This is a genomic window from Bacillus sp. FJAT-52991, from assembly GCF_037201805.1.
Classification (GTDB): domain Bacteria; phylum Bacillota; class Bacilli; order Bacillales; family Domibacillaceae; genus Bacillus_CE; species Bacillus_CE kandeliae.
Genome location: NZ_CP147404.1, coordinates 3,396,286 through 3,415,233, shown reverse-complemented (window position 1 = coordinate 3,415,233; position 18,948 = coordinate 3,396,286). Strand labels below are relative to the sequence as shown.

Below are 18,948 nucleotides of genomic sequence, written 5' to 3'. Positions count from 1 at the left end.
TACCGCTTTTTGCAGGGTGTGTAAATAGAGAAGGGAAGTGCGGATGTGAATTTAAAGCAATTGTCTAAAGAAGAACGAAGAGAGATGTCCTTTATTGAAGTGGCATTTATTATTCTTGAAGAAAGTAAACAACCAATTACATTTCAAGAAATTTTAAATCAAATTCAACAATGTTTAGAGTTGAGTGATGAAGAACTAAGACAGCGTATGGTCCAATTCTACACGGACTTAAATTTTGATGGTCGATTTATCACACTTGGTGAGAATCGTTGGGGACTGCGTGCATGGTACCCAGTTGACCAATTAGAAGAAGAAGTAGCGCCAGCTGTCAAAACGAGAAAGAAAAAGACGAAAAAGGCTGCAAAAGAAGAAAACTTTGATGAAGATGAAGATATAGAAGATCTAGATGAAGCCGATGAAGAATTAGAGTTTGATGAAGACGACATCGACGACTTAGAAGACGAAGATGAAATCGAAGATCTCAATGATTTAAATGATTTAGATGATGACGAAGACGACGAAGAAGAAGACTTCGAAGACGAGTTAGTTGCTGAAGATGAATATGATCTCGATGATGACGAAGACGATGATCGAAAATAAAGATTTTTAATCTTTTCTTGACTTATCTTGGCCCAAATTGTAGTATTTTATTTGGGCTCTTTAAGAGATATGTTTTATGTTTATAACGCTCCCTTTACTTTTTAAGTAGGCGGGGCGTTTTTGTGTTTTAAGCCCTGAAAAAATTGGTTTATTCAATACTTTTATTATAGGGAACAATAGATTGAAGGGGGATTTTCAGTTGACTAAATATATTTTTGTGACAGGTGGAGTAGTTTCTTCCTTAGGTAAAGGAATTACAGCTGCATCCCTTGGCCGTTTGTTGAAAAATCGAGGATTAAAGGTAACGATTCAAAAATTTGATCCGTACATCAACGTCGATCCAGGAACGATGAGTCCTTACCAACACGGGGAAGTATTCGTAACAGATGATGGGGCAGAAACGGATTTAGACTTAGGTCACTATGAGCGTTTCATCGACATTAACTTGTCTAAGTACAGCAATGTGACAACAGGAAAAATTTATTCCACGGTGCTTCGTAAAGAGCGTCGCGGCGAATATTTAGGTGGAACAGTTCAAGTAATTCCACATATTACGAACGAAATTAAAGAACGTGTAATGCGTGCGGGTAAAGAAACAAATGCTGACGTAGTTATCACTGAAATTGGTGGAACGGTAGGAGATATTGAATCACTTCCTTTCCTTGAAGCGATCCGTCAAATTAAGAGTGATATCGGTTCAGACAATGTAATGTATATCCACTGTACATTAATTCCTTACTTAAAAGCGGCTGGCGAAATGAAGACAAAGCCAACGCAACACAGTGTGAAAGAGCTTCGCAGCCTTGGTATTCAGCCAAACATTATCGTCGTTCGTACAGAAATGCCGATTTCTCAAGATATGAAAGATAAGCTAGCTCTTTTCTGTGATATTGCACCAGAAGCAGTGATTGAAGCACTGGATGCAGATACGTTATATGCTGTTCCATTATCTTTACAAGAACAAAAGATGGATGATTTAGTTTGCCGTCATTTAAAAATTCAATGTCATGATGCAGAAATGACAGAATGGACAGCACTTGTTGACAAGGTACGTAACTTGTCACGCAAAACAAAAATTGCCCTTGTTGGTAAATATGTTGAGCTTCAAGATGCGTATATTTCTGTTGCGGAATCATTAAAACATGCAGGCTATACATTTGATGCTGATATTGAGATCGATTGGGTCAATTCTGCGGAAATAACAGCGGAAAATGTAGCCGATCAATTGAAGGATGCAGACGGTATTCTAGTTCCTGGTGGATTTGGCGATCGTGGTATCGAAGGAAAATTAGCAGCCATCCAATACGCTCGTGAAAATAAAGTCCCATTCTTTGGGATTTGCTTAGGTATGCAGCTAGCTTCGATTGAATTTGCAAGAAATGTGTTAAACCTTGAAGGAGCACATTCTTCAGAAATCGATCCGACAACTCAATACCCAATCATCGATCTTTTACCAGAACAAAAAGATGTAGAAGACCTTGGGGGTACATTACGTCTAGGTTTATATCCATGTAAACTTCACAAAGGAACAAAAGCGTTTGATGCTTACAATGATGAAGTGGTGTATGAGCGTCATCGTCATCGTTATGAATTCAACAATGAATTCCGTGAACAAATGGAGAAAAAAGGATTCATCTTCTCAGGTACAAGTCCAGATGGCCGTCTAGTAGAAGTGATTGAGTTGAAAGACCACCCTTGGTTTGTGGCAGCTCAATTCCATCCAGAATTCACATCTAGACCAACTCGTCCACAGCCATTGTTCCGTGACTTCATTGAAGCGACATTACAAGGAAAATAATGGTGATATGAAAGTCGTTAAAACGCGATTATGCGTTTTAACGGCTTTTTTCGTGAGATTTCTCCTAATTGATAGGGTATGGTGACTGATGATAGGCAGGACACGCTCGAAAAGGGGACATGACCGCCTGATTTCAACTAGTATCCCAAAATGAAAAAAGCTACCGTCATTAAACGGTAGCTTCAATCGTTGTCCAGTAAGATTTCATCAATGGTTAATTTTAATAAAAAGTAAATGTAAAGAGCGGCGATGCTAGATGGAAAGGCAGTACGTTCGCCTTGTTCATTCGGCAGCAAGCCTTTCAATAGTTTTGTATTGATAAAGATGTCTGCTACATTTTCTAATGACTCATTCTCTGTAGATGTAGCACCGGCAATGGCGATAAACGGGATGTTTTTCTCCTGCAACTCTTTAGCAATTGTCAAAGCCTCTTCGTCATCAGCAAAGCGACTAACGAGAAGGAGACGATCGATCTCTGACACATGATCGATCGATAAAAGTGGTTTGGCGTGAACGAGGGGCTCTGCTCCGAGTACCGCTTCCGCTTCTACTGCCTTCATTTCATTCAATCCTTTTATAAAAATAGTGCCGTCACCGATCGCTGCTTGTGCAAGTAAACGAGCACCATCTTCGATTTGGTCGACCTCTTTATCAGCAATTCGCTGGAGTAGTCCATTTAGTTGAGTAGAGAACATTTTAAGCACAATGATTCCTCCTTTTCGCTAACTATTATACATTTGTTTCATTTGAGGGGCAAAATAGGCTGATACTGTAAATTAATTAGCGAGGAAAGCAGGAATTTTCACGGTAGGAAAAGAAATACAAAATAAGAAATGCGTACATAGTAGGGGGAATGAATATGAGCGAGAAAATATTGATTGTTGATGATCAATTTGGAATTCGAATTTTATTAAATGAGGTATTACAAAAAGAAGGGTATGAAACCTTTCAAGCGGCAAATGGCGTACAGGCGCTAGAGATTGCGGATGAGCATAAGCCGGACTTAGTTTTATTAGATATGAAGATTCCCGGAATGGATGGAATAGAGATTTTGAAAAGGATGAAACAAAAAAATAGTGATATTCGGGTCATTATTATGACCGCTTATGGAGAGCTTGATATGATTCAAGAGGCAAAAAATCTGGGTGCCTTGACTCATTTTGCTAAACCATTTGATATTGATGATATTCGCCAAACGGTAAAGGAGTACATTGCTTATTAAGTTTTGTTTGTCCTTGATAAACAGTTGCCTTCCGCTTTTGTTTTGGGGGTTATTTTGGTATGATACAAAGTGAGAAATGAATAGGTCAGGGCGCTGACAACAGATGATCAAGGAGGAAAATATTTATGCCTTTAGTTTCCATGACAGACATGCTTAACAAAGCAAAAGAAGAAAAATACGCTGTAGGGCAATTTAACTTAAACAATCTTGAATTCACACAAGCGATTTTACAAGCAGCAGAAGAAGAAAAATCACCTGTAATTCTTGGGGTTTCTGAAGGCGCTGCCCGTTATATGGGTGGTTTTAAATTAGTCGTTGCTATGGTAGAAGCCTTAATGGAAGAGTACAAAGTAACTGTGCCAGTGGCTATTCATTTAGACCATGGCTCAAGCTTTGAAATGTGTGCCAAAGCGATTCATGCAGGATTCACTTCTGTTATGATCGATGGGTCTCACCATCCGTTAGAGGAAAATATTTCATTAACGAAAAAAGTAGTTGAGCTTGCACACATTCATGGTGTATCTGTAGAGGCTGAGCTTGGACGCATCGGCGGTCAAGAAGATGATCTTATTGTAGATGATGCAGAAGCAATGTACGCGATTCCTGCCGAGTGTGATCAATTAGTTCGTGAAACGGGTGTAGACTGCTTTGCACCTGCATTAGGCTCTGTCCATGGACCTTACAAAGGTGAACCGAACCTTGGTTTTGATCGTATGGAAGAAGTCATGAATTTAACAGGAGTACCGTTAGTTCTTCATGGTGGTACAGGCATTCCAACAAAAGATATCCAAAGAGCGATCTCTTTAGGAACAGCAAAAATTAATGTTAACACTGAAAACCAAATTGCTTCTGCGAAAACGGTTCGCGAAGTATTGGCTGAAAAACCAGATCTATATGATCCGCGCAAATATTTAGGGCCTGCACGTGACACGATTAAAGAAACAGTTAAAGGCAAAATGCGTGAGTTCGGTTCTTCAGGTAAAGCGTAAAAAACACATCAAAAGTACCATTGAAACCGCCTTATTTAGTAAGGCGGTTTCCGTGCATATTTTTTTAACAAAAAATGAATGACCCTATTCGTTTATACAAAGGAGAGTTTAATTATGAAGTTATTTATCGATACAGCTAATATGGAAGAGATTAAAGAAGCCCATTCATGGGGGATTTTATCAGGAGTAACAACGAACCCTTCTTTAGTTGCGAAGGAAGATGTGCCATTTCATGATCGTCTTCGTGAAATTACAGACTTAGTTAGTGATTCTGTCAGCGCTGAAGTCATTGCTCTTGATGCAGAGGGAATGGTCGAAGAGGGTCGTGAACTAGCAAAAATTGCTCCGAATATTACTGTGAAAGTACCGATGACACCAGAAGGATTAAAGGCGGTAGCCATTTTTGCTAAAGAAGGTATTAAAACAAATGTGACATTGATTTTCAGTGCAAATCAAGCATTATTAGCCGCTCGTGCAGGTGCTACTTATGTATCTCCGTTTTTAGGGCGTCTTGATGACATTGGCACTAATGGATTAGATCTCATTGAACAAATTGCTGATATCTTCACAATTCATGGGATTGAAACAGAAATTATTGCCGCATCCATTCGCCATCCACAGCATGTCACAGAAGCCGCTCTTCGTGGTGCACATATTTCTACTATTCCGTTTAAAGTGCTACAACAAATGTTCAAACATCCATTAACAGATAAAGGAATTGATGCTTTCCTTGCTGATTGGGAACAACGAAAAGCAAAATAATCAATATTTATTACATGATTTACCTATATTGGGATAAACTATTAACCATTAAAATTTGCTGTAAAAACATCTAGGTGTTATTCCTTTTCGATGCTTAGTCAGTGCGTGAAAGAAGGGAGTCAAACATGGAAAAGCTGAAAATTGTAGGAGGCCGTCCATTAAAAGGAACGATCAAGGTCGACGGAGCGAAGAACAGTGCGGTTGCTCTTGTCCCTGCAACCATTTTGGCGGAGTCTCCAGTCACAATTGAAGGGCTGCCAGATATATCGGATATTCATATGCTGAAGGGATTACTAGAGGAAATTGGTGGTGAAGTCACCTTTAAGGATGGCGAAATGCAAGTCGATCCTACCAATATGATTGCGATGCCGCTTCCGAATGGCCGCGTCAAAAAGCTCAGAGCTTCCTATTATTTGATGGGTGCCATGCTCGGAAAGTTTAAGAAAGCGGTCATTGGCCTTCCGGGAGGCTGTCATTTAGGACCTCGTCCGATCGATCAGCATATTAAAGGGTTTGAAGCGCTTGGAGCGGAAGTCACGAACGAGCAAGGTGCGATTTACTTGCGAGCGAAAGAACTCCGTGGTGCGAGAATTTATTTAGACGTAGTCAGTGTAGGTGCCACCATTAATATTATGCTGGCTGCAGTCAAAGCAAAAGGACGAACCGTGATTGAAAACGCGGCAAAAGAGCCGGAAATTATTGATGTAGCCACATTGTTAAACAATATGGGAGCAAAAATTAAAGGAGCAGGCACAGATATTATTCGGATTGATGGAGTTGAACACTTAAATGGTTGCCGTCATACGATTATCCCCGATCGTATTGAAGCCGGTACATTTATGATTCTTGCCGCAGCTGCCGGTGATGGAATTGTAATAGACAATGTCATTCCTCTTCATTTAGAATCTTTAACAGCGAAGCTACGAGAAATGAACGTCCCAATTGAAATGGCTGACGATAAAATTTTTGTTGGAAAAGCGGATCAATTAAAAGCGGTAGACATTAAAACCCTGGTTTATCCGGGTTTTCCAACGGATCTCCAACAACCTTTTACCTCTCTATTAACCAAGGCAGAAGGATCAGCTATTGTCACTGATACGATTTATTCTGCTCGTTTTAAACATGTGGATGAATTGCGCCGAATGAATGCCAACATGAAAGTGGAAGGACGCTCGGCCGTCATTAATGGCCCTGTGCAACTTCAAGGGGCGAAAGTGAAGGCGAGCGATTTGCGCGCTGGAGCAGCCCTTGTCATCGCTGGATTGATGGCAGAAGGAATTACAGAAGTGACCGGACTGGAGCATATCGACAGAGGATATAGTAGGCTCGTTGAAAAGCTTAGTGATATTGGTGCAGAGCTTTGGCGAGAGGAATTGTCCGAAGAAGAATTAGAACAAATAAAAAGCTAAACAATTATTGCCCGCAATTTCCTGTGTATGTGTTACAATATATATGTTAATGTGATATACGAATTAAAATTTGCAGTTGTAATACAGGAGGAAAACCAAAATGGAAAGAAGTTTATCAATGGAGCTTGTCCGTGTAACGGAGGCCGCAGCTTTAGCTTCCGCTCGCTGGATGGGACGAGGAAAGAAAAATGAGGCGGACGATGCGGCAACCTCTGCGATGCGTGATGTGTTCGATACGATCCCGATGAAAGGAACAGTGGTCATCGGTGAAGGTGAGATGGACGAGGCTCCAATGCTATATATCGGAGAAAAGCTTGGTACTGGCTACGGTCCGAGAGTGGATGTAGCTGTTGATCCCCTGGAAGGAACAAATATTGTGGCATCAGGTGGTTGGAATGCATTAGCTGTACTAGCTGTAGCTGATCACGGCAATCTTCTGCATGCACCAGATATGTATATGGACAAAATCGCGGTTGGACCTGAAGCGGTTGGTCAAATTGATATTAATGCGTCGGTGCTTGATAATTTAAAAGCTGTCGCAAAAGCAAAAAATAAAGACATTCAAGATGTTGTGGCTACTGTATTAAATCGTCCGCGTCATGCAGAAATCATTGCTCAGTTGCGCGAGGCAGGTGCTCGCATTAAATTGATTAATGATGGTGATGTAGCGGGTGCGATTAATACGGCATTTGATAAAACGGGTGTAGATATTTTATTCGGTTCTGGCGGAGCTCCAGAAGGCGTTATTGCAGCTGTCGCTTTAAAATGTCTTGGAGGAGAACTCCAAGGACGTTTGCTTCCACAAGATGAAGCGGAAGTGAAACGCTGTGAAGGAATGGGACTGGATTTGAATAAAGTACTTCTTATGGAAGATCTTGTTCGTGGTGACGATGCTATCTTTGCTGCAACAGGTGTCACAGATGGTGAATTAATGCGCGGCGTTCAATTCAAAGGATCTTATGGAGAGACTCAGTCGCTCGTTATGAGAGCGAAATCTGGTACGGTTCGTTTTGTCGATGGTCGCCATAGTTTAAGTAAGAAACCGAACTTAGTTATTAAACCTTAATAGCAATCGAACAGTAGAAACAGGGGAACTCGCCTGTTTCTGCTGTTTCGTTTTTTGTAACCCACGATCATTACTACAAGTAAGCAACCGCGTGTGCAACTTTTCCTTCCTTTACAACTTATTTATTTATTGATTCAGTCATCCCTAACAGTTAAAATAGGTATGCTTTGATAAGAACGGCTCTCTATGATTATAGGGGAGAATTTAAACTAAAGTGTGGTGCCAAAATGGAAGAATTAACAATATCGTATTTAGAAAATTTGAAGCTGAAAGAGCTTTATGAACTTGCACGTACATACAAAATTTCTTATTATAGTAAATTAACAAAAAAAGAGTTGATTTTCGCGATTTTAAAAGCTCGTGCAGAAGAACAAGGCTATTTCTTCATGGAAGGCGTTTTAGAAATTATTCAATCAGAAGGTTTCGGCTTCTTGCGTCCAATCAATTATTCACCTAGCTCCGAAGATATTTATATCTCTGCTTCTCAAATTCGCCGCTTTGACTTAAGAAATGGCGATAAAGTATCTGGAAAGGTACGACCTCCTAAAGAAAATGAGCGCTATTATGGTCTTCTTCATGTAGAAGCGGTTAATGGTGATGATCCGGAAACAGCAAAAGAGCGTGTCCATTTCCCAGCATTGACTCCTTTATATCCGGATCGTCAAATCTTACTCGAAACGAACCCTAAAAATCTCTCTACTCGAATTATGGATTTAATTTCACCTGTTGGCTTTGGTCAACGTGGATTAATTGTTGCCCCGCCAAAAGCCGGGAAAACGATGTTATTAAAAGAAATTGCCAATTCCATTACAACGAATCACCCGGAATCAGAGCTCATCGTTCTTTTAATTGACGAGCGTCCAGAAGAGGTGACGGATATTGAGCGTTCAGTTCAAGCAGAAGTCGTCAGCTCCACATTTGATGAAGTGCCAGAAAACCATATTAAAGTCGCTGAGCTTGTGTTAGAGCGTGCGATGCGTCTGGTGGAACATAAGCGTGATGTCATTATTTTAATGGATAGCATTACAAGACTGGCTCGTGCGTATAACCTTGTCATTCCTCCAAGCGGACGAACACTATCTGGGGGGATTGATCCAGCTGCTTTCCACCGTCCGAAACGCTTTTTCGGTGCAGCCCGTAATATTGAAGAGGGCGGCAGCTTAACCATTTTAGCAACAGCCCTTGTCGATACAGGCTCCCGTATGGATGATGTCATCTATGAAGAGTTTAAAGGAACCGGAAATATGGAGCTTCATCTCGATCGTTCACTTGCTGAACGCCGTATCTTCCCAGCGATTGACATTAAGCGTTCAGGTACGCGTAAAGAGGAATTGCTCATCGAAAAAGGACAGCTTGAAATGATTTGGTCGATTCGTAAAACGATGTCCGATTCACCGGATCTTGCAGAAAAATTCCTTCGTCGATTACGCCAGACGAAATCAAATACAGATTTCATTGAGCAGCTTATTTCGGAAATTAAAACGAACGGACCATCAAAACGAATTTTATAATTCCTAATTGATTTTTATTTATAGGCTTGTTATAATGTTGAGGTATGTTTAGTAATTAAGTTCGGTGTTTTTTAGCCGTACTTCGTATATACTTACTCTGTTTCGAAATGATTCAGGGCGGAAGGAGATGACAAGAATGAAAGCAGGAATTCACCCAAATTACAAAAAAGCAATGGTAAAATGTGCATGCGGGAACGAGTTTGAAACTGGTTCTGTAAACGAGGAAATCAAAGTTGAGGTTTGCTCTGCGTGCCATCCATTCTACACTGGTCGTCAAAAATTCGCTGATGCAGGCGGACGTGTTGACCGTTTCAACAAAAAATACGGTATCAAGAACTAATGAAATGAAAAAGACAGGCGAGGAGTTAACAATTAACTGCTTGCCTTTTTTTTGTACTTTTATTGATGGAAGTGAGGGTTTTCTTTCATGTATGTAATGAAACAAACTGGATGGTTAGAAGTCATTTGTGGCAGCATGTTCTCAGGGAAATCGGAGGAGCTCATTCGCCGTGTCCGTCGTGCCCAATTTGCTAAGCAAACGATTATGGTGTTTAAACCAGTCATTGACAATCGTTATAGCGAGGAATCTGTTGTTTCTCACAATGGATCATCCGTGATTGCCAAACCGATTCAAAGCAGCGCGACAATTTTGGCGGAAGTCACGCCTGATGTAGATATAGTAGCGATAGATGAAGCCCAATTTTTTGATGATGATATTACGAATGTGGCGCAAACGTTGGCTGATCGAGGACATCGAGTGGTCTTAGCTGGGCTGGATCAAGATTTTCGAGGCGAACCGTTTGGTCCGATGCCAGCCTTAATGGCAGCGGCAGAGCTTGTGACGAAATTGCAAGCTGTTTGTGCTGTTTGTGGATCTCCTGCAAGTCGCACGCAACGTCTGATCAATGGACAACCTGCTAAATATGATGATCCGATCATTTTAGTTGGTGCATCCGAGAGTTATGAACCACGTTGTCGTCATCACCATGAAGTGCCTAACATGGCTATTCATCACTTAGAGAAAAAATAATTAGAAGTCGGATAAACCTCCTTTAAACAGGTCAACCTACACGTAAAGGAGGTTTTTTATGCGTTTTTTTCTAATGGCCATATTGCTAACATTTGCCTTAGGAGCGTGTGGAGATAAAGAAGCTTCTCAGGAAAGCTGGGATGAAAATCAGCATGGAAACGATTTTGCCCCCGATAATTTGACACAAACACGCGCAGATGAAGCGAAGCAAGATGTACCAATTAACACGAATCAAAATCCTAATTTTCTTGATTTATCTTCAGACCAGCCAACGCGCGGTACAGATATTGACCACGCCCGAGATGTCATCAGGCGTTTCACTCCATACGAGCCGGGATCAGTATGGATCAACGGCAATAATATGCAAGTCACCGTTCATGAAAAACAAGGCCGTCACTACACAGACGCCGAAGCAAGAGAAGCCTATGAAAAACTAGTCGCTGCCTTGTCAAGATACAAAATCGACATGAACATAAAATAAAGTGAAACTTCAATCAGTGGGGTTCTTATAGCCCGTTAATGCGGGATAAAATAAATCTTCGAGGCTGTCTTATAAGTCGATTGTTCGGCTTATAGGTGGCCCTTTTTTCTATCGGATGGGGGGATCAGTCGGTCAATCTCCCTTTTTAGTCGGAGATGTGAGAAAATCAGTCGCCAATCACTCCGAATTAGGCGGGGATTCTCCGAAATCAGTCGCGAAACACTCCCAATCAGTCGGCTTCGCTTTTCGTATTGTCCTGTTTTTTTTGATATTATATAATAGTAACATTATGGACGAATAGTTGAGGTGACGTTATGTTTGATCGGTTGCAGGCGGTTGAGGACCGTTATGATAAGTTAAATGAGCTTTTGAGTGATCCGGAGATTGTGAATGATCCGAAGAAGCTAAGAGATTATTCTAAGGAACAATCGGATATTCAAGAAACGGTTGAAGTATATCGTGAGTATAAGGAAGCAAAGTCGCAGTATCAAGATGCGAAGGCGATGCTTGAAGAGAAGCTGGATGCTGACATGCGCGACATGGTGAAAGAGGAAATGCATGAGCTAGAGGGTCGCCTAGAAGTATATGAAGAGCGATTGAAGATTTTGCTGATCCCGAAAGATCCGAATGATGACAAAAACGTTATTATGGAGATTCGTGGAGCGGCCGGTGGTGATGAAGCAGCGTTATTTGCTGGGACTTTGTATCGGATGTATAGCCGTTATGCTGAGACGCAAGGTTGGAAAACAGAAGTAATTGACGCGAGCCCGACTGGATTGGGTGGTTATAAAGAGATTATTTTTATGATTAACGGAAACGGCGCTTTTTCAAAAATGAAGTTTGAAAATGGTGCGCATCGTGTGCAGCGTGTACCAGAAACAGAATCAGGCGGACGTATTCATACATCTACAGCGACGGTTGCTTGTTTGCCGGAAGCGGAAGATGTGGAAGTAGAGATTCATGAAAAAGATATTCGCGTCGATACATTCGCATCGAGTGGACCGGGGGGACAAAGTGTAAATACAACGATGTCCGCTGTTCGCTTAACGCATCTTCCGACAGGTACGGTTGTGTCTTGTCAGGATGAAAAATCACAAATCAAAAATAAAGAGAAGGCGATGAAAGTCCTTCGTGCCCGAGTGTATGATAAGTTTCAACAGGAAGCTCAAGCGGAATACGATGCTCAACGTAAATCTGCTGTTGGTTCCGGTGATCGTTCCGAACGTATTCGCACGTATAATTTCCCGCAAAATCGTGTGACGGATCATCGAATCGGCTTAACGATTCAAAAGCTAGATCAAATTTTAGAAGGCAAGCTAGACGAAGTGCTTAATGCATTAATTATGGAAGAGCAGTCGTCCAAGCTTGAAAATTTAGAGGAATAGAACCCTTGACAAAAAAAGTATACGAAGCCCTCAATTGGGCTTCTTCTTTTTTAACGGAGCATAAGCGGGATGCTAACGCGGGTGAAATTCTTTTGCAGCATGTGTTAAACATGAGTCGGTCAGAGCTTTTGGCGAACTTGCACTTACAATTAACTGAGCAGCAGCAGGAGCAATGGGTAGAAAAAGTTAGGAAGCATGCACAAGGCGTGCCTATTCAGCATATGATCGGGACGGAGGATTTTTACGGTAAAACATTTCGGGTGAATCCTCATGTACTGATTCCTCGGCCTGAAACAGAGGAGCTAGTGTGGCATGCATTGAATGGAATCAAGCAATATTTTCCGAAAAACGAACCATTAACGATGGCTGATATCGGTACAGGCAGTGGCATTATTGCGATTACGATGAAGCTAGAACAACCAGATCTGACGGTTTATGCAGTAGATTTATCAGAAAAAGCGCTCGAAACAGCGAAAGCAAACGGTGAATCACTGCAAGCCGATGTGAACTGGCTGCATGGTGATTTATTGCAGCCGCTCATTGAAGCGGGCATCCAATTAGATATTTTATTATCTAATCCACCGTATATTCCGCTTACGGATAAAGTTGAGTTATCCACAGTCGTTGTGGATCATGAGCCTCATCTCGCTTTGTTTGGGGGAGAAGATGGGCTGGATTTGTATCGTCGTTTTTGTGAACAGCTTCCGCAAGTGTTAAAAGACAGGGCGATAGTTGGCTTTGAAGTAGGGGTTGGACAAGGAGAAGCAGTGCAACAGCTGCTGCAACAAGCATTTTCACAAGCGTCTGTTCGAATCGAATATGATATCAATGGCAAAGATCGAATGGTATTTTTACAAATGTGATAGATACATTGTTTAAGTTTTTCCTAACCTGGACAGAATGATGGACAGGAGGGGAAAACGATGAACAAATTATTAGCTGGACTTTATTTATTCACATTATCCATTGCTACGATTGTCAGTTTATATATACCAGAGCAAGCCGCTCAAGCGGATGAAACGATCATTATTCCAAAGGAAGCCATTCGGCTTAGAATTTTAGCCAATAGCGATAATGACGAAGATCAGCAGTTAAAAAGAAAGATTAGAGACGATGTAAATAAAGAAATCACCAAATGGGTAGCGGATCTAGAGTCTCTACCAAAAGCACGGCAATTGTTAAAAGAAAAGCTTCCTGAAATACAAAAGATTGCATTAAAAAGAGCACAAAAAGAAGGGTCAAAGGAAGCGATCAAAGTAGAATTTGGTCAAGCGAAGTTTCCAACGAAATTATATGGCAATTTTTTATACCCAGCAGGAGAATACGAAGCGATTATTATTACGATTGGTGAAGGGCAGGGGGCGAATTGGTGGTGTGTCCTATATCCACCGCTTTGCTTTGTGGACTTTTCAAATGGGATGGCCGTTAGTCCTGGTGTAGAAGAACCAGTAGAGCTAGAAAAAAATGTCGAACCTTCCGCAACAGAAGAAGTTGAAGAAGAAACAGAAGAAGTTGAGCCGGTGTATGCCGAGGGGGAAACAGAAACACCAAAAATAAAATTTATGATTGTCGAAATGTTTAAAGACGAAAAGTAACGGGGAAAAATCGACGAATTTCTCCAAGAAGTTATTCACATGTTGATAGAAAGAAGAGTAATTTTATTATTTTTCAGAAAACTATCCACATTTGTCCACAGAGTTATCAACATTTCATAAGTAATTATGCACAGTTTGTGGGTAACTTCAATGAGTTTGTGAATAGAAGGTGAGAAATATGGCGGAAAATGCAGAAATGAAAAAGGTGAGCGGAATGAAAACAATCTATTGGACTGTGGATAAAAATGTGGATGACGTTCGTAATTATCCACAAGTGAAAGAAGCAGCTGAGTTATTAACAAACAATGAAGTCGTGGCTTTCCCGACAGAAACGGTATATGGCCTAGGTGCTAATGCCTGTTCGAATGAAGCCACTGCTAAAATTTTTGTAGCAAAGGGCAGACCGAGTGACAATCCACTCATTGTCCACATTGCTGACCAGCAGCAATTGAAGCAGCTAGTTGAGCAAATACCAAATCAAGCGGAGAAGCTGATGACTGCTTTTTGGCCTGGACCATTGACGATCATTTTTAAGAAAAAACAAGGAATGCTGGCTGATAACGTAACCGCTGGATTAGACACTGTAGCGATTCGGGTGCCGGACCATCCGCTGGCCTTGAGGCTGATTCGCGAATCTCAATTGCCATTAGCCGCTCCGAGTGCCAATTGCTCGGGTAAACCAAGCCCGACTTCAGCGAAGCATGTGTTGGATGATCTCAATGGTAAAGTGGCTGGGATTCTTGATGGTGGCGAAACGGGTGTTGGTGTGGAATCGACGGTCGTTGATTGTACAACGGACATTCCGGTCATTTTGCGACCAGGTGGGATTACAAAAGAAGAGCTTGAAGCGGTGGTTGGAGAAGTGACGCTTGATCCAGCTTTAAAAAATGCCAACGAGCAGCCTAAGTCTCCGGGGATGAAGTATAAGCATTATGCCCCGAATGCACCGATGATTTTATTAGACGGTAGTCGAGAATGGTTGCAGCAACAGATCGATCAAGAGCGGGCGCAAGGCAAAAAAGTCGGACTGTTAACAACGGAAGAAGCAACAACCTTCTACAAGGCAGATGTGATTTTGCCGTGCGGAAATCGAGCGGATTTAACGACGATTGCCCACTCTCTGTATGATGTCCTACGTGCTTTCAATGAAGCTGATGTTGATATCATTTTTTCAGAGGTCTTTCCATACGAAGGCGTTGGGCTCGCGATTATGAATCGATTAGAAAAAGCCGCTTCTCACCAGTGGCGAAAACAAAAAGAAAGCTGACCTGATAGCTGTTGTGACAGGGGTCTGGTACCTGAAATCATATTTACATCGAGAGGGGGAGATTCTCTTTAGAAGTTAAATATGGTTGTTCGGTGTCAGACCCCTTTTGATGTAAAAAAAGAGATAATCTCACCTAAAGATAGTGCAATTCTCTTTCGCGCTTGCATATGTTTGAAAAAGGCATGTCTAAAAGAGAAGGAAGTGAATGAAAGAATGGGTGAGATTTTCACATTAACCATGATGGCATTGGCTTTAGGGATGGATGCGTTTTCGGCTAGCTTAAGCCTTGGTATGGCACCAATTAGACTGAAGCGGATCTTTTACATAGGCTTAATCGTTGGGATATTACATGTTGGATTTCCGCTTATAGGGATGGTAGCAGGAAGAATGTTATCGAATGTTTTTGGAGAAATCGCCAATACCATTGGGGGGATTTTATTAATTATAGCCGGTATTCAAATGATTGTTTCGGTAGTAAAGGAGGAAGAGTCGGAGCGATTGATTCCTTCTGGATGGAGTTTATTTTTATTTACGATCGTTGTTAGTCTTGATAGCTTTTCGGCCGGTTTAACTTTCGGGATTTACGGGGCGAGAGCTGTCCTTGTGCTATCTCTTTTTGGAGGGATTGCGGCTGTATTAACTTGGAGTGGATTATTAGTAGGCAAAAAAACAAGAGGGCTACTTGGTCCATATAGTGAAGCGTTCGGCGGATGCGTGTTATTCATATTTGGTATTAAATTACTATTTCCGATTTAATAAAAGAAACTTAGATCTTTTTTCCCTCTTAGTAAGAAATCTTATATAATAGGATAAAAGATATTTAAGAGGGAGGTAAAGAGTTGAAGGTTTTATTTATATGCACCGGAAATACGTGTAGAAGTCCGATGGCTGAAGCGTTGCTGAAACATAAGCGTCCTCAATGGAAAGTGAAATCAGCAGGGATTTTTGCTGCTGATGGCAGCCTGGCGTCTGAACAGGCGAGACGTGTGTTAGAGGAGGGGAATATTCCAATCGATCATATTTCCCAATCAATATCTAAAGAATTAGTTCATTGGGCTGATATTATTTTGACAATGACAGCTTCTCATGAACATATGCTTGTCTCTCAATTTCCGGAGTCAACGGCAAAAACTTATGTGTTCAAACGATATGTAACCGGAAACTTAGCTGATGTTCAAGATCCATTCGGTGGTTCACTTGAAGATTATCGTGGCACATATAACGAGTTAGAGCAATTGATCGATCAATTCATTGAAAGTCTGCCCAACGAGCTAGAATAGTGTTCATATAGGAAGGGGAAACTATGGAAAATTATACTCAAGCATCATTTGGAATAAGGAAGAAATTTGTGTTGATCATTACTGCTTTAGCAATTATCACTTATTCAACAAGCGGTTTTTTTATTTATTACTTATATCCGATGTTTTTTTCCAAAATAAACGAAGTGCTATTTACGATCGTTACTTTGTTAATGGGGATCATGTGGTCTGGTATTCTAGCTTATATCGTGGGGGGCTATTTTGTTAAGCCGTTGCAACGATTAGAAGCAGCTGCACTTGAAGCGGCGACAGGAAATATTGAAAAAGATGTGGAATTACCAAATGGTCAAGACGAAATCCGTTCGTTAGCTCAAGCCTTTAATAAGATGCTCTCTAATTTAAGAGAGATGGTTCATAGTATTGATAATAATTTTTCATTGACGAACGAAAGTGTACAACGAATTTCAAGTGAAGCGGCGACAGCTTCACAAAAGGCGGAAGACATTTTCCGAACAGTAGATGAGATTTCAGCTGGGGCAGAAAATTCGGCTGTCGCTATTCAATCAACAGCGGAATCAGTAGAAGATGTGACTCATTTAGCAGGTGAGGTGCAAAGAAAAGCGAAAACATCAGCCGTTCAGGCGGAAGAAATGGTTCGTGATCTTCAAGAAAGTAGAGACGTATTTCAGTCGCTCATTTCAGGGATGGAACGGTTATCTTCTGAGAACAAACATTCCTTGCAGGCGGTTCGAGGACTAGAAGAAAATGCTCATAAAGTGGGAAATGTTATTCAACTAGTGGGAGCTATTGCAGCGCAAACGAATTTACTCGCATTAAATGCTTCGATTGAAGCGGCGCGCGCGGGTGAGCACGGAAAAGGCTTTGCGGTCGTTGCAGAGGAAGTTCGCAAACTAGCAGATGAAAGTAGCACAGCTGTTCAAGGGATTTCGGAGCTTATTCAACAAATGCAGCGAGAAGTTGATCAAGTGGTGCAGCATATTTCTTCTCAAGTTGAAAGTGTGAACAATGAAGTTCAGAAGGGATCAGAGGCGAACTCAGCGATTGAAATGATGACGGATAAAATTCTTGTCGTGGCAGAGGATGTCCATACGATTTCTGCTTTAGTTGATCAGCAAATGGACAGTATTGAATTGGCATCTAGACAGTCGCAAGAAGTAGCTGCTATTGCGGAAGAAACCTCAGCAGGTGCATTAGAAGTGACGCGTGTGACAAAAGATCAAACGAAAGTGATGAACCATATCGAAGAAGCCATCCTTCAGTTGAAAACACAAGCGGATGAATTAAAGTCAACGATCACTCGTTTTCGTTTATAGCCAAGTGTCGGCCGCTTGCTCGAGATATCGTTCTGTGACACAATAACAGAAAGTATTTATTAGAAAGGGGATTATATAAATGAAAGTAGCTATTGCTTCGGATCATGGCGGAGTAAATATTCGCGAGGAAATAAAGAGTTTATTAGAAGAGCTTGGCATTGAATTTGAGGATTTTGGCTGTGAATGTGGGACATCTGTTGATTACCCAGATTATGCACTTCCAGTGGCGGAAAAAGTAGCAAACGGTGAATTTGACCGCGGCATTTTAATTTGTGGGACAGGAATTGGTATGAGCATTGCAGCGAATAAAGTAAAAGGCATTCGCTGTGCGCTTGTTCATGATTTATTTAGTGCCAAAGCGACGAGAGAGCATAACGACAGCAATATGCTGGCAATGGGAGAACGCGTGATTGGTCCTGGGGTGGCTCGTGAAATCGCGAAAGTTTGGTTAACGACTGATTATGAAGGTGGTCGTCACGAAAATCGCGTCGGCAAAATTAAAGCGTACGAACAACAATAAGACGAGGTGAAGACCTGTGTTATTAAAAGAGTGGGAACAAGATTTGAACCGACTTTTACAAGAGTTTCAGCAGCAGGCCGATCTTCACCAAGGTCAAATTGTTGTAATTGGCTGTTCGACTTCTGAAATCGCTGGGCAGACCATTGGCACAGCAGGTACATTAGACATTGCCGAAATGGTGTATCGTCAAGTCAAAACATGGGCAGAAAAGCGTGGTGTTCATCTTGCTTTTCAATGCTGTGAACATTTAAACCGTGCACTAGTGATCGATCGTGAGCTAATTGACCGTTTAGGTCTTGAAGAGGTAGCGGTCATACCTGTTCGGCAAGCAGGTGGCTCAATGGCTGCGTATGCTTATGCACAAAACCTTAACAGCGCGGTTGTCGAATATATGAAAGCAGATGCTGGAATCGATATTGGCGATACGTTGATTGGGATGCATTTAAAGCATGTGGCCGTTCCGCTGCGTACAAGTGTGAAACAAGTAGGACATGCCCACGTCACAATGGCAAAAACGCGGCCGAAGCTAATTGGTGGCGCTCGAGCGGTTTATGAAAAAACGAATATAAATGAAAATTGTACTAGTTAATGTTAAGAAATAACCGGCTTTTTGTTAGAAAGTCGGTTTTTTTTTATAAAAAATTCGTTAATTCATTTGAAAGATTGAAGAAACGTGGTAGAATGTAAGAGAATTTTTAAAATTAGAACTACATAAAGTTG

21 protein-coding genes and 1 pseudogene are annotated in these 18,948 nt (G+C 41.3%); 21 read left to right on the top strand and 1 reads right to left on the bottom strand.

The annotated features are described in order from the left end of the window. The first annotated feature begins 45 nt into the window (after positions 1 to 45). Positions 46 to 600, top strand: a complete 555-nt coding sequence (rpoE, locus tag WDJ61_RS17380) for a DNA-directed RNA polymerase subunit delta (protein ID WP_338752036.1) — start codon at positions 46 to 48, stop codon at positions 598 to 600. Between the two features lie 199 nt (positions 601 to 799). Further along, entirely contained in the window at positions 800 to 2,398 is a 1,599-nt protein-coding gene (locus WDJ61_RS17375) for a CTP synthase (protein ID WP_338752034.1), read from the top strand. A 182-nt stretch (positions 2,399 to 2,580) separates the two neighbouring features. Here the strand turns inward: WDJ61_RS17375 and WDJ61_RS17370 are convergent, their stop codons facing one another. Further along, on the bottom strand, positions 2,581 to 3,093 hold the full coding sequence (locus WDJ61_RS17370; protein ID WP_338754831.1) for a DUF2529 family protein: 513 nt from the start codon (positions 3,091 to 3,093) through the stop codon (positions 2,581 to 2,583). A 164-nt stretch (positions 3,094 to 3,257) separates the two neighbouring features. Between WDJ61_RS17370 and WDJ61_RS17365 the strand changes: the two genes are divergently transcribed. The 19 genes and pseudogenes from WDJ61_RS17365 (at position 3,258) to WDJ61_RS17280 (ending at position 18,817) form a co-directional block, all read left to right on the top strand. Then, a complete protein-coding gene (locus WDJ61_RS17365) occupies positions 3,258 to 3,620 on the top strand; it encodes a response regulator (protein ID WP_094833606.1) in 363 nt (120 codons plus the stop codon). Between the two features lie 125 nt (positions 3,621 to 3,745). Further along, positions 3,746 to 4,609 (top strand): class II fructose-bisphosphate aldolase, encoded by an 864-nt coding sequence (locus tag WDJ61_RS17360; protein ID WP_338752030.1) that lies wholly within the window; start codon positions 3,746 to 3,748, stop codon positions 4,607 to 4,609. A 114-nt stretch (positions 4,610 to 4,723) separates the two neighbouring features. Continuing rightward, positions 4,724 to 5,371, top strand: coding sequence for a fructose-6-phosphate aldolase (gene fsa, locus WDJ61_RS17355; protein ID WP_338752028.1), 648 nt, complete (start codon positions 4,724 to 4,726; stop codon positions 5,369 to 5,371). 125 nt (positions 5,372 to 5,496) lie between these two features. Continuing rightward, positions 5,497 to 6,780 carry a UDP-N-acetylglucosamine 1-carboxyvinyltransferase gene (locus WDJ61_RS17350; RefSeq protein ID WP_338752026.1) on the top strand — a complete coding sequence of 428 codons (1,284 nt, stop codon included), beginning with the start codon at positions 5,497 to 5,499 and terminating at the stop codon, positions 6,778 to 6,780. A 100-nt stretch (positions 6,781 to 6,880) separates the two neighbouring features. Beyond that, positions 6,881 to 7,846: a class II fructose-bisphosphatase gene (gene glpX, locus WDJ61_RS17345; protein ID WP_338752024.1), complete on the top strand. Its 966-nt coding sequence runs from the start codon at positions 6,881 to 6,883 to the stop codon at positions 7,844 to 7,846. 227 nt (positions 7,847 to 8,073) lie between these two features. Beyond that, entirely contained in the window at positions 8,074 to 9,357 is a 1,284-nt protein-coding gene (rho, locus tag WDJ61_RS17340) for a transcription termination factor Rho (protein ID WP_338752022.1), read from the top strand. A 136-nt stretch (positions 9,358 to 9,493) separates the two neighbouring features. Further along, the gene (gene rpmE / locus WDJ61_RS17335) at positions 9,494 to 9,697 is read left to right on the top strand and encodes a 50S ribosomal protein L31 (RefSeq protein ID WP_338752020.1); all 204 of its coding nucleotides are present in this window, start codon (positions 9,494 to 9,496) and stop codon (positions 9,695 to 9,697) included. An 87-nt stretch (positions 9,698 to 9,784) separates the two neighbouring features. Beyond that, positions 9,785 to 10,387 (top strand): thymidine kinase, encoded by a 603-nt coding sequence (locus tag WDJ61_RS17330; protein WP_338752018.1) that lies wholly within the window; start codon positions 9,785 to 9,787, stop codon positions 10,385 to 10,387. 58 nt (positions 10,388 to 10,445) lie between these two features. Continuing rightward, entirely contained in the window at positions 10,446 to 10,868 is a 423-nt protein-coding gene (locus tag WDJ61_RS17325) for a hypothetical protein (protein ID WP_338752016.1), read from the top strand. A 314-nt stretch (positions 10,869 to 11,182) separates the two neighbouring features. Continuing rightward, positions 11,183 to 12,253, top strand: coding sequence for a peptide chain release factor 1 (prfA, locus tag WDJ61_RS17320; protein WP_338752014.1), 1,071 nt, complete (start codon positions 11,183 to 11,185; stop codon positions 12,251 to 12,253). Positions 12,254 to 12,258: 5 nt separating this feature from the next. Next, entirely contained in the window at positions 12,259 to 13,116 is an 858-nt protein-coding gene (gene prmC / locus WDJ61_RS17315) for a peptide chain release factor N(5)-glutamine methyltransferase (RefSeq protein ID WP_338752012.1), read from the top strand. 60 nt (positions 13,117 to 13,176) lie between these two features. Then, positions 13,177 to 13,848, top strand: coding sequence for a stage II sporulation protein R (gene spoIIR / locus WDJ61_RS17310; protein ID WP_338752010.1), 672 nt, complete (start codon positions 13,177 to 13,179; stop codon positions 13,846 to 13,848). A 214-nt stretch (positions 13,849 to 14,062) separates the two neighbouring features. Next, complete coding sequence (locus tag WDJ61_RS17305; RefSeq protein WP_338754830.1) at positions 14,063 to 15,115, top strand: L-threonylcarbamoyladenylate synthase; 1,053 nt, start codon at positions 14,063 to 14,065, stop codon at positions 15,113 to 15,115. 201 nt (positions 15,116 to 15,316) lie between these two features. Next, positions 15,317 to 15,871 carry a manganese efflux pump MntP family protein gene (locus tag WDJ61_RS17300; protein ID WP_338752008.1) on the top strand — a complete coding sequence of 185 codons (555 nt, stop codon included), beginning with the start codon at positions 15,317 to 15,319 and terminating at the stop codon, positions 15,869 to 15,871. Between the two features lie 83 nt (positions 15,872 to 15,954). Beyond that, positions 15,955 to 16,395 (top strand): low molecular weight protein arginine phosphatase, encoded by a 441-nt coding sequence (locus WDJ61_RS17295; protein WP_338752006.1) that lies wholly within the window; start codon positions 15,955 to 15,957, stop codon positions 16,393 to 16,395. 23 nt (positions 16,396 to 16,418) lie between these two features. Beyond that, a pseudogene (locus tag WDJ61_RS19165) lies at positions 16,419 to 16,769 on the top strand (HAMP domain-containing protein); the annotation flags it as partial. After that, positions 16,761 to 17,708, top strand: coding sequence for a methyl-accepting chemotaxis protein (locus tag WDJ61_RS17290; protein ID WP_413789107.1), 948 nt, complete (start codon positions 16,761 to 16,763; stop codon positions 17,706 to 17,708). The pseudogene WDJ61_RS19165 and the gene WDJ61_RS17290, both read left to right, overlap by 9 nt. A 79-nt stretch (positions 17,709 to 17,787) precedes the next feature. Then, positions 17,788 to 18,228 carry a ribose 5-phosphate isomerase B gene (rpiB, locus tag WDJ61_RS17285; protein WP_338752002.1) on the top strand — a complete coding sequence of 147 codons (441 nt, stop codon included), beginning with the start codon at positions 17,788 to 17,790 and terminating at the stop codon, positions 18,226 to 18,228. Positions 18,229 to 18,244: 16 nt separating this feature from the next. Beyond that, positions 18,245 to 18,817, top strand: a complete 573-nt coding sequence (locus WDJ61_RS17280) for a TIGR01440 family protein (protein WP_338752000.1) — start codon at positions 18,245 to 18,247, stop codon at positions 18,815 to 18,817. Positions 18,818 to 18,948: the final 131 nt, after the last annotated feature.